Raw genomic sequence first — 11,508 nt, forward strand, 5'->3', positions numbered from 1 at the left:
AAAAAACACGTTTTATGTCAGCTCGACACCGCGCCGCAAGCAGCCATTGCCGCCTCACCGCTCAAAATTGAATTGGGCATTGCGCTATCCAAAGGCGACCGCTTTGATTGGGTCATTCAAAAAGCCACGGAGCTGGGGGTGAGCAGTATCACACCGCTGTTTACCGAGCGCGTTGACGTAAAACTCAGTGGCGAACGCCTAGAAAAAAAGCAGCGGCACTGGCAGCAAATTATGATCAGCGCCTGCGAGCAGTGCGGTCGCAACGATTTAGTCGCCATCAAACCAGCCCAAGCGCTCGCGCAATGGCGCAATGATTTAAGCGCAGAATTAAAGCTGGTGCTGTGCCCCGCTGTAGCGGGCGCCATTGCCAATGACACCGCCAAAAGCATCGCGCTCTTGGTTGGCCCTGAAGGTGGTCTAAGTGATAGTGAAATCGAACTATGCCTAAGCCAAGGCTTTGCCGCGCTGCAACTTGGCCCTAGAGTGCTACGCACTGAAACTGCGCCTATTGCGGCAATCAGTATTCTGCAATACCGCTGGGGCGATATGGCTTAATCGGGTATGGCGAGGGCGGCAATTATTTGCTGCTCCATATAATCCCAGTCAGGTATCGTCAAAGACTGTTCCACCACGCGCACCACACTGTGAATCAAGGCTTGCGGCTGAGTTTCCAGCGGCGCTAAATCGGCACTAATCAAGCGCTGAATAGAGGGCATACCACTGAGCGCCACCGCAAAAAACGGTAGCTTGGCGCGATTACTAATACCGTAAAGCACGGCAATATGACGAATTTTCAAGCCTTTTGGCAGCACACCATCGCGCAGCCCCTCAAAGCTAAATACCGGTATATCTTGCTCTCGCCACGCCAGCGTACCAAGCATAAACGGCGAGGCAATCGCCGAGTTCAAGCCCCACGCTATCGTGACCTCGGCCACCGTGGCATTAGGAACCAACAGCGCGCCGTCCATCAAGGGCAAAACAATATTCGCCAGTACCGCAGAAGTCGATTCTAAGGCGTTCATACAGTCACCACGGTAGAAGTCACGTCATCAATTGCCTTTAATAACTGAATTTCTTGATAAGGTTTGCCGAGAAAATTGTGTACGCCCAAACCAAACGCACGCTGACGATGCTTTTGTCCGGTTCGCGAACTAATCATAATTATGGGGATATTTTTAAGACGGGGGTTACTGCGCACCCGATTGGCTACTTCAAAGCCATCCATGCGGGGCATTTCAATATCCAACAGAATAACATCGGGTAAACGCTCACTGTCTTGCAGCTGATTCATCGCGTCTACGCCATCTCTGGCTAGGGCAACTTCCATGTGCTGACGAGCCAATAGCCGTGAGGTAACCTTGCGCACGGTCACTGAGTCATCAACCACCATCACCAAGCGATTGTTGCCCTGCTCAACTTGCGCTACCGGCTCGGTATTATCGATTAGTAACTGCCGAGCGGTATCAGCACGGATACTGGCCAACATATCGAGGATCACCACCACGCTGCCATCGCCCAGTACCGTCGCCCCAGACAAGCCCGGCACCGCGGCAAATTGCGGCCCCAAGGTTTTTACTACCACCTCGCGAGAACCCAATAGCGAGTCGACCTGCACTGCGGTCGCAGGCTCGGCATTGCGAATTAACAGCACTGGCCGAGGTTCGGTCTGTCCTTCCAGGTTAGGTGCTTTTGACGCACCCAGTAAATTGCCGAGGTAGCGTAATTTATAATCCTGGCCCGCGTATTCAAAATCCGGCCCGTTATCCTGATAGTAAACATCTAACTCATAGGGGCTGACCCGCACGATCCCTTCGATATTATTGAGGGGCACCGCAAAGATTTCGCCACCGACACTGACCATCAGGGCGCGGTTAACCGAGACGGTAAAGGGCAAACGAATTTCAAACCGCGAGCCTCGACCACGACTGGTTTGGATATCAATCGCGCCGCCCAACTGTTTAATTTCGCTGCGCACCACGTCCATGCCCACACCGCGACCAGAAATCTGTGTGACATTGCTGGCGGTACTAAAACCCGCGTGAAAAATATACTCCAATAACTGCCGCTCACTGAGTTCAGCATCGGTGCTCACCAAGCCCAAAGCTTCGGCTTTTGTCCGTACCGCCGCCAGATCAATACCTGCACCATCATCGTTAATGACAATAACGACGTCGCCACCTTGCCGGTCGAAACGCATGGTAATTTCGCCCTCGGCGTTTTTACCCGCCGCTATCCGTTCCGCTGGGGACTCTATGCCGTGGTCGACGGCGTTGCGAAGCATGTGCTCAAGGGCCGGAATAATGCGCTCTAGCACCCGCCGGTCCATTTCGCCTTCGGCGTTATACACTTTAAAATCAATAGGCTTATCGAGTTCACTTGCTACCTGGCGCACGCCACGCCGCAAACGCGGCACCATGCGCGCAAAGTGAACCATCTGCGAGCGCATCAAGCCCTCTTGTAACTCAGTATTGACCCGAGACTGCTGTACCAGCAGAGTTTCCATATCTCGACTTTTTTCAAGCAAGGTACCCCGCAAGTCGGTCAGATCCGATGCCGACTCAAGCAAGGAGCGCGATAACTGCTGAAGCTGGGAGTAGCGGTCAAATTCCAGGGGGTCAAAACCATCGGCGCCTTCGCTCTCAACCTGCTCCTGGCGAAAGGTTATCTGCGCTTCGGTTTCAATGTCCAAACGTCGCACTTGCTCTTGCAAACGCTCGACGGTGATTTCCATTTCCTCAAGAGAGTAATGAATCTCACTCACCTGCTCTTCAACCCGGCCACGGGCAATGGAGGTTTCCCCAGCAAGATTAATCAAACGCTCCAGCAAAATCGAAGGCACTTTAATCATTTCTTGCGGAGCACGGCCACCGCTATTGGCCAATCCACTCGCCGAGTCACTCTCTACCGGCGGAGCCGGGCGACCAGTAACATTGCTAGGCAATAGCTCGGCTACTTGGCCCAGTAAATCGTCATCACTGACCGTGTTGCTGGCAAGCGCAGGCAATTCATTTTCCGGGGTACCCTGCGCAGTGGTATCAACCTTGCCAATACGGCCAAGCTCTTTAACGAGCTGATCTTGAAAACCCTGTAATGTATTAAAAAACGTATCGCTGCCACTGGTAGATTTCGCCACAGCAGTCGTTATGGCGGTTTCAAAATCATGACTGAGATCACCCAGTTTCTTTATGCCGGATAGACGTGCGCCACCCTTTAAGGTGTGCAGGTAGCGCTGGATATCGTCGAGCTGATGCTGATCTTCACGGTTTTCCGAAAACTGCTGAATAGCTTCGTCCATGCCCTCAATTAGGTCTTGGGCTTCTTCCATAAATATTTCGATTATTTCAGGATCAACATCACTCTCAACATCCGACTCAGGCTCTGATGCTGATGCTGATGCAGCTTGCGTCGCAACTGACGCAGACCCACCCTCGAGAGCCTCCTCACCAGACGCATTCGGCGCCACAATGGGCAGCTTGGCACTGGCCTCAAAGTTGCGTATTTGATCAACCAGCCCAGAATTTTCTAGCAGGGTCTGCTCACCGGCTAATTGATTCAGGTATTCCATTAACTGATCGAGCGAAGCGTCCAACAGCGCAATAAAGTTCTGCGCAATGGGATCTTGTGCGTGGCTAAGCAAGACCTGCACCGCCTGTGCAAGTTCAGCAATCGCTTCGCTGTTAATCTCTTCCGCACGCTGAGCAAAAACGCCCATCACCGGCGCATAATCAATTAATTTTGCAGCCCGCAGCTCTGCTGGTTCACTCAGTAAATCACTTAAGGCTTGAATACTGTCGCTGTTACTGGCCAAAAACGCGTTTAGCTCACCTGGTGCCAACTCGCCGCTATTATCACGATCTGTTGAGAACTCAGCCTCATGAATCAACTGCACTGCCAAACTATTAATACGGCGGACTAATTCATCAGCCGTGCTCAGGCCAGCCACCGGCGTAGTCGCCATCTCGGCAATCGTCGCCCGCACTTCGCGAATAACATCAGACATCAAGGCAATTAAGCGCTGCTCAGCGGCAACGCGCATCGAGCGCAACTCCTTCACCAGCTCTTCTAGCGGCGTGATAATGGCCGCTATTGGCCCAACTTCGGCCATTTTCGAAGAGCCCTTAAGGGTGTGTAAAGCGCGTTGCACATCGTCCGTCAGACGCACCGGATAACTGTCGACACTCTCGATATAAGCTTCTAGTACGCGAAGATGATTATCGGCTTCGCCGATAAAAACAGCAGCCAGGCCTTCGTCGTCAGCGCTTGTACCAGCGCCGTCAGTACGTGGAAATTGGCTATCAGTGAGCACTTTCGCCAAGCTCATCAAACCATTTACAACCGTACTTGAAATCTCACGCCCTGCAGCCAAAGCCGTGGTCATTTCTGGCAGCAAATCAATAATCTGATCAATTAATGCCAGTCGATGATCGTCCATATCAAGCCGATCATCGACAACTTTATTCAGCATCGCTTCGACTGACCACGCCAATTCAGCAAGTTGCTCAGCCCCCACCATACGGCCACTGCCTTTGAGGGTGTGAAAGGCGCGGCGCACTGTGGCCAAGTGTTCCGTAGAAGTAATCTCGGCGTGCCACTGTGGCAAGGTTTCAGTGAGTAACTCAAGTACCTCTTCAGCTTCTTCTAAAAACACCGCAAGAATATCGGGATCAAGATCTAGCGTGGTGTCGCGCCCTTGGGAATTTTTTGTCGAATAGCTCGCAACAGCTTCAGGGCTTGGGCTTGGGCTTGGGCTTGGGCTTGGCCAGTTCAACACGGTTGCAGATTGGGCGGTATCACCCGCAACCGGGTAACCTAAACGCGCAACCCCGAGCTGGGCACCCGTCAACAATCCCTGATCAGCGTATTGCCGCCCCTTGGCACTGCGCTCTATAAAATAATCAACGGCTGTTAGCGAGTCCGCCAGTGCATCCAACATTTGCCACTGAGGCACAGTTTGGCCAGCAATAATCTCATTGGCGATGTAATCCGCACAGCGTTCAAGTATCGCGGCGGCGTCAGCGTAATCCGCCGCAGCTAACTCAATTGCCAATTCTTTCAGCTGACCGGGAACACTGGTCAAATGACTGCTTTGCCATTGTTCAGCAACATAGACAATAATTGCTTCCTGAGCGTCAAATAATACCGCCCTACTTTTTTTGCTTAACGCAGAATGGGCATCACCGGAAAACGACGGGGCAATATTAGGTTCAAGGGATTCAGCCTCGGGCTTCTCAATGAAGCGTTCTGCAAGTCGCCGCAGAGAATTCGCAAGACTTTGATTCCCCCCCGCGCTCAAGCCCTGCTCTAAGCCATCGGCAATTGCCCGCTGGGAATAAAGCGGTTCGATCATGCCCACCACCGCCAAGGTATCGCTAAGCTGCTTACAGCGTTGGCGTATCTCGACGTGATTGGCATCGCCGGACAGCTGTTCTGCAATACTGCGCAGCTCCTGTTCAACCACATGGCGTATTTCAATCGTATAGGCCAGCGACTCTGCGCCGCTGGCCTCCTGCTCATCGAAGACGCCCTGTAAATTGTGTCTAGCAAATACCTCGGCAATATACGGCGTCTCAGCATTACTGCTGGCCACATAAAAGAGAATATCTTTGAATAAAGAACGCCCTATTTTGCGATCGCTGGCTGACGCACCCAGCTGGGCAAAGGCCGCAAGCTCAATTTCGAGGCGCGCCAATAAATCCCGAATAGCAACGTGACGCGCTATAGACTTATTGGCCAAGCCTTCAATTAAGGCTAACGCCGCGAGCCAAAGAAATTTTTGCTCCTTGCCAGCACACAATTTTGCCGCTCGACCACACACCTTGCCGAGGTAAACGAGGTTTTGCTGATCGTCGCCGCCTCGGATATAGGCTGCCATGGCAATTTGGTACATTTTCAGCAACTTGCCCGCCAACTCCAAAAAAGTTGCCTCAGGCAACTGCTGGTGCCGTTCGCTGTCGTCGGTCACCAGTGCCAAGCGTGGATTAAATAACACCGATGACGATAAGAGAGTATTGCCGGTGGCCGCTCGTAAATCGTTAAAAATAATAATTAAGGATGCCGGCGACTCCCGCTGGGAATCGCTTAAACGCTGCAAATAGGTGGGTAAATCGCGGGTGCTGTTCAATACAGCCTGAACGATCTCAGTTTGTGAACGGGGCATGCTGCCATCTTGCAAAGACAGCAACGCTTCCTCCATTTCTTCCAATAACAAGGCTGGGCCGCTGAATTCAATCATCCGCAAGCTGCCCTGCACCTGGTGCAGTATTGCCGTCGCACGCTCTAGAGACGCTTCATTTCCGGTGAGCAGCACATCCTTGAGCAACAGCGCACACTGGCCTAGGGACTCCGCTATTTCTCCGGAAACCCATTCCAGCGCGATATAATCTCGGCGATCCGTCATGTCATTAAACTCTGATATTCAGTGCCCGCCTGGCTGGGCGCTAAGCCTGCTGCTCTGGCAAAGTAAAACCGGCAACCGAGCTACGTAAGTCGTTAGTCATCTCCGCCAGCGCACCAATTGAACGAGCCGTCTCCGTTGAACCCGCCGAGGTCTGCGAGGTAATTTCTTGGATAACCCGCATGGTTGAGGAGATTTGTCCGGCAGACGTTGCCTGATCGGCAGCAGCGCTAGAGATATTTTCAATGAGTTCGGCCAGTTCCTGAGATACCGCTTCGATTTCAGTTAGGGCCGTACCCGCATCTTGGGCCAACCGCGCACCGCGCACCACTTCTGAGGTTGTTTGCTCCATGGAAATAACCGCTTCATTGGTGTCCGACTGAATGGTTTTAACCAGTGCTTCAATCTGCTTTGTTGCGCCAGATGAGCGCTCAGCAAGACGCTGGACCTCGTCGGCAACCACCGCAAAGCCGCGTCCGGCGTCGCCAGCCATCGAGGCCTGAATCGCGGCGTTCAGTGCCAAAATATTGGTTTGATCGGCAATGTCGTTTATCAAAGAAACGATATCACCAATCTCCTGAGTCGATTCACCTAGGCGCTTGATTCGCTTCGAGGTTTCTTGAATCTGCTCACGAATATTATCCATGCCTTTGATGGTGTTCTGCACCACTTCCGCCCCTGTGTTGGCGATGGCTACCGAGCGCTGCGCCACCGCGGCAGATTCCCGCGCATTGGAAGAGACTCGGTCAATGGTAAGCGCCATTTCGGTGATCGCGGCGGAAGCACCAGCAATTTCCTTGGCCTGGCTTTCAGACGCCTGAGCTAGGTTCAAAGCCGTAGACTGGGAATTCTGCGCCGCCGAAGAAACCTGTACTGCTGTTTCGTTGATCTGCGATACCAATACCCGCAATTGGTCGATGGTGTAGTTAATCGAGTCGGCGATGGCACCAGTAAAGTCTTCGGTTACGGTGGCAGAAGTTGTCAAATCACCGTCGGCAAGATCGGCGAGTTCGTCTAGCAAACGCAAAATGGCCGTTTGATTGCGTTCATTCGCGTCGGCTGTTTCACGCAACCGTAAATTAGTGCTGCGCATGGACTGCCAAGCCAATAGGCTCAGGGCAACAAAAATTAAGCCGACAAACATCATTGCCGTCGCAACCGACCAAGACCGCTGCTCATCAAGCGTGGCGATCTCGGCCGATAACTTGCTGGTGGCCAAGGTGATTTGTGGCACGTTCGCGGCTATCAATGCAGCCGCTTCCGACGATTTTAAGAGTTCAGGCGAGACCTGAAAAATCTCTTCCATCGAGCCACTGATCATTTGGAAGGAGGTCGACATTTCAGTGAGTATTAACCGCGCATCTTTATTGCTGACTTTATCAACGCCAATCGCGCTATTACCGCCGAGCATGCCTCGCAATACTGTGGCAAACTCACTGGCGTCAATCGTAAATTGCTCTGCGGCCAACGTCGCGGCATCGGTGCCGCCAATCATTTTGTCAACATTGCGCGCAATACGCTCTGCCAACCACGATTGACGCTGAGCAATGGCAACTTGTTTCGCAGACACGCCGGTCTTTAGCAAAATTTCAACGAGCTTATTGTTGCCCACTTGCAGCTGAGGAATCAGCCTATTAAGATTTTCGGCGACCTCGTAGAGAAAAACAATCCGCTCGCGGTTGTTCACGATGGTTTCCGTTGCGCTGTTCACTTGCGCCCAAAGACGGTTGAGTTCGTCAATATTGCTACCTAACAATGCCGCAGGGGACGGCAAGCTTTTACTGCCCGACACCAATTGGCTGCGCGCTGTTTCAAAGTTTCGCTGCGCTCGCGCCAAGGAGTCAAACTGACTCTGATCACCCAATGCCGCTTCGCGGGCATTATTAGCCAATTGCTGAGCGTAAAGTCGCATTTCGCTGGTGAGTTCTAAATAACCTTGATCATGATCGGCGTCTCGTAGAATGACATATGTGTTAAAACCCGCGCCGATAAAACCGACCAGTATAAAAAAGACGAGAACACTGACTGCACGGCTGGTTCGTAGTCGCGCCATCGCTCCTTGATTACCTGCTTTCATTTACCCCAACTCCCAGCATTTAAAATAGATGTGTTAATCGCTGCCTTATTTAAGCGGCAACCGTATAAAAGTCTGTGTCATTAATTAATTGGCTTGGTCTGAACAATGCCCAACAACGATCGGCGTGCTGATACGCACCCTGAGCGTATTTCGCCAGCCTCGCGCTGGCATGAACTGAGTCAAGACGGTATTGATCAACAGGAAAATGTTGCATGCCAAAGACATCATCAACAATCAAGCCAAGATAGATGTCGCCATTTTCAATAACCAAAACGCGACGCTGACGCTGCTCCGTGGTCCTGGCCTCACCAAGAAAAGCGGTTAAATCGATAAGCGGCAACAGTCGACCGCGAACGTTCGCCACTCCCCTTACCCAGGGCTTTACCCCTGGCAGGCGAGTACTTGCAGGCTCGGTGAGCACTTCGGCGATATCATCCATAGCCGCCACGCAGTAATGCTCTCCCAATAAAAAACCGACGCCACTCCAGTTAGCCGCCACTTGGTCCCGGCTACTGGGTAGGCCACTTATTCCTAATTGGCAGCGATGGGAAAGTGCTGCTAAATAATCAAACGACGAGGTGTCAGACATGCTTCCGTTCACCGTAGTTAATTGCGCATTTAATTAAGTACGGCATCAATTGCCTTTAACAAGCCCTTACTGTCCACCGGTTTTGTCAAATAGCCCTTGGCACCTTGACGCTGGCCCCACAGCCGATCTGTTTCCTGATCTTTGGTAGTAACAATAATAACGGGGATACCACTGGTCTCGGGGTCGCGACTTAGTTGCCTAGTGGCCTGAAAGCCATTCAATCCCGGCATGACAATATCCATCAAGACCACATCTGGCATTTCTTGTTTAGCGAGTTCTATCCCTTTCTCGCCGCTGTCAGCAGTCAATACCTCATAACCACTCTTATTGAGGATCTGCGATATTTTAAAAATTTCAGTCGGCGAATCGTCGACTATTAACACCCGTGGCATATTGCTTCCCTCGCTCGCACCGCGTTAATACCGCACATAACACCGCCAAAAGCAGCGGCGTATAGCCCAGCTTCAACAGTGAGCCTAACAATTATTGCGCGTGCGCAATCTGTACGTGGGTCTGAATTGCCTCGAGCAATTCACCCTTACTAAATGGCTTTGTAAGGTATTGATCTGAGCCAACAATACGGCCTTTCGCTTTATCGAACAAGCCGTCCTTACTCGACAACATAATGACCGGCGTCGACTTGAATTCAGTATTATTTTTTATCAAGGCGCAGGTTTGATAGCCATCTAAACGCGGCATCATAATATCAACAAAAATGATATCGGGTTTAGTATCAGCTATCTTTGCCAAAGCATCAAAACCATCAATTGCAGTAACCACAGTGCAACCTTCTTTGGCGAGCAAGGTTTCAGTGGTTCTACGGATAGTCTTGCTGTCATCAATAATCATAACCTTTAAACTAGAAAAATTGACTTCCATAGGTAATGCGAACCTTTTGCAGGTTTCAATTTATGCACTAACATTCCCTTATTCGAGCGCACACTCACTTGATTTTCACACGGAATTCGCTCTGACACCATCATCGCAACGTAGGCCACTAATGCAAAATTGCCTGAACTTGCGATAATGCGCTATTTTAGCGGTATTCTGTGAGGACTAATTATTAGCTCAGCAGACCCGTATAAGAAACCCCTTTCCGCGAAGTTTTCGACATAGGTATCAAAATGACAATTAGTTTGGGTGTTGTAATGGATCCCATTGATCATATTACGTACAAAAAGGATTCTACACTCGCCATGTTGTGGGCTGCCGCTGAACGCAATTGGCAAATACATTACATGACCATTGCCGACTTATACCTCAGCGGTGGCCAGGCCCGCGCCACCAGCCGTCAACTTCAGGTATTTAAAGACCCCCAGCATTTCTACGAGCTAGGCGACAGCAAAGATATTAGCCTCGGCGAACTCGACGTTATTCTGATGCGCAAAGACCCGCCGTTTGACAATGAATTTCTCTACGCTACCCATATCCTAGAGCTGGCCGAAACGCAGGGTGCCTGGGTGGTCAATAAGCCCCAGAGCCTCCGCGACTGCAACGAAAAATTGTTTGCTCTGCAGTTTCCACAGCTCGGGCCCATCCACTTGGTTAGTCGAGATCAAAAACGCCTGCGCGCCTTTCATGCCGAACATGGCGATGTGATCATGAAACCCTTGGACGGCATGGGTGGCAGTTCTATTTTCCGGCTCCGCGCAGACGACGCCAATGTCGGGGTGATACTGGAAACCCTCACCAATCACGGCCAAACCACCATTATGGCCCAAGTCTATGTGCCAGAAATAAAAGAGGGCGACAAGCGTATTCTTTTAATTGACGGGGAGCCTGTGCCCTATTGCTTAGCCCGCATTCCAGCCAAGGGCGAAACCCGCGGCAACTTGGCCGCCGGCGGCACCGGCCGCGCACAGCCATTAAGTGACAGCGATCGCCGTATTGCGGCTAAAATCGGCCCCATTGCCAAAGCAAAAGGTTTACTGTTTGTTGGTTTAGATGTGATTGGCGAGTATCTTACCGAAATTAATGTCACCAGCCCCACCTGTATCCGGGAAATTGACGATCAATTTGGCACCAATATCGCGGGCCAGCTTATGGATTGCATCGCCGCCAAATTAGCTGCGCCGGCCCCAACGCATGGGTAATGAGCTTGTATTTATTGAAGATCAGCCGCCCCCAGAGCGGCTTGGTTTTATCGTTGTCGTCGCCACCGCCATGCATTTGGCCGCCATTCTGGGCTTAAATTTCGCCCCGGCAGACGCCCGCATAAAACTACCCGGCTTGGAGATCACCTTAGCGCAGTACCGCAGCAAAGACGCGCCTAGTGAGGCTGATTATCTTGCCCAATACGATCAAATCGGCAGCGGCAGCCTCGACCACAAGGCCGAACTCCGCAGCATGTCTGACAGCGCGTTTCACGACGCCACCGCGAGCGAAAGTGCACTTAAACTTGCCAAAAACACCCCCCAGTACTCACCGTCGCCGGAGCTCACAAGTACC

Annotated in this window: 8 protein-coding genes and 1 pseudogene; 3 read left to right on the forward strand and 6 right to left on the reverse strand. The window is 51.7% G+C overall.

The features are described from left to right. On the forward strand, positions 1 to 555 hold a 555-nt coding region (locus ABYP33_RS14980), incomplete at its 5' end, for a 16S rRNA (uracil(1498)-N(3))-methyltransferase (RefSeq protein ID WP_373091970.1). On the opposite strand, the gene ABYP33_RS14985 is transcribed toward ABYP33_RS14980, so the two are convergent. The 6 genes from ABYP33_RS14985 to pilG all read right to left on the reverse strand — a co-directional run bounded on the left by ABYP33_RS14985 (position 552) and on the right by pilG (position 9,939). Continuing rightward, positions 552 to 1,022, reverse strand: coding sequence for a hypothetical protein (locus ABYP33_RS14985; RefSeq protein ID WP_373091971.1), 471 nt, complete (start codon positions 1,020 to 1,022; stop codon positions 552 to 554). The two genes, ABYP33_RS14980 and ABYP33_RS14985, sit on opposite strands and share 4 nt — an antisense overlap. Then, entirely contained in the window at positions 1,019 to 6,397 is a 5,379-nt protein-coding gene (locus tag ABYP33_RS14990; RefSeq protein WP_373091972.1) for an Hpt domain-containing protein, read from the reverse strand. The genes ABYP33_RS14985 and ABYP33_RS14990 overlap by 4 nt, the downstream gene beginning before the upstream one ends. 40 nt (positions 6,398 to 6,437) lie before the next feature. Further along, the gene (locus ABYP33_RS14995) at positions 6,438 to 8,471 is read right to left on the reverse strand and encodes a methyl-accepting chemotaxis protein (protein ID WP_373091973.1); all 2,034 of its coding nucleotides are present in this window, start codon (positions 8,469 to 8,471) and stop codon (positions 6,438 to 6,440) included. Between the two features lie 49 nt (positions 8,472 to 8,520). Then, positions 8,521 to 9,060, reverse strand: a complete 540-nt coding sequence (locus ABYP33_RS15000) for a chemotaxis protein CheW (protein WP_373091974.1) — start codon at positions 9,058 to 9,060, stop codon at positions 8,521 to 8,523. A gap of 29 nt (positions 9,061 to 9,089) precedes the next feature. Further along, positions 9,090 to 9,452 (reverse strand): twitching motility response regulator PilH, encoded by a 363-nt coding sequence (gene pilH / locus ABYP33_RS15005; RefSeq protein ID WP_008252608.1) that lies wholly within the window; start codon positions 9,450 to 9,452, stop codon positions 9,090 to 9,092. Between the two features lie 91 nt (positions 9,453 to 9,543). Next, positions 9,544 to 9,939: a twitching motility response regulator PilG gene (gene pilG, locus ABYP33_RS15010; RefSeq protein WP_373091975.1), complete on the reverse strand. Its 396-nt coding sequence runs from the start codon at positions 9,937 to 9,939 to the stop codon at positions 9,544 to 9,546. 245 nt (positions 9,940 to 10,184) lie between these two features. Here pilG and gshB point away from each other — a divergent pair, with 245 nt between their 5' ends. Both gshB and ABYP33_RS15020 read left to right on the forward strand, forming a co-directional pair. Beyond that, entirely contained in the window at positions 10,185 to 11,153 is a 969-nt protein-coding gene (gene gshB / locus ABYP33_RS15015; RefSeq protein ID WP_373091976.1) for a glutathione synthase, read from the forward strand. Next, a pseudogene (locus tag ABYP33_RS15020) lies at positions 11,146 to 11,508 on the forward strand (hypothetical protein); the annotation flags it as partial. The gene gshB and the pseudogene ABYP33_RS15020, both read left to right, overlap by 8 nt.

Origin of the sequence: Zhongshania sp. (assembly GCF_041584495.1) — a bacterium.
GTDB lineage: Bacteria > Pseudomonadota > Gammaproteobacteria > Pseudomonadales > Spongiibacteraceae > Spongiibacter.

Coding starts and splice junctions, on each gene's coding strand:
- pilG (WP_373091975.1), bottom strand. CDS start 9,939: ATGGAAGTCAATTTTTCTAGTTTAAAGGTTATGATTATTGATGACAGC.
- ABYP33_RS14985 (WP_373091971.1), bottom strand. CDS start 1,022: ATGAACGCCTTAGAATCGACTTCTGCGGTACTGGCGAATATTGTTTTG.
- ABYP33_RS14995 (WP_373091973.1), bottom strand. CDS start 8,471: ATGAAAGCAGGTAATCAAGGAGCGATGGCGCGACTACGAACCAGCCGT.
- ABYP33_RS15000 (WP_373091974.1), bottom strand. CDS start 9,060: ATGTCTGACACCTCGTCGTTTGATTATTTAGCAGCACTTTCCCATCGC.
- gshB (WP_373091976.1), top strand. CDS start 10,185: ATGACAATTAGTTTGGGTGTTGTAATGGATCCCATTGATCATATTACG.
- pilH (WP_008252608.1), bottom strand. CDS start 9,452: ATGCCACGGGTGTTAATAGTCGACGATTCGCCGACTGAAATTTTTAAA.
- ABYP33_RS14990 (WP_373091972.1), bottom strand. CDS start 6,397: ATGACGGATCGCCGAGATTATATCGCGCTGGAATGGGTTTCCGGAGAA.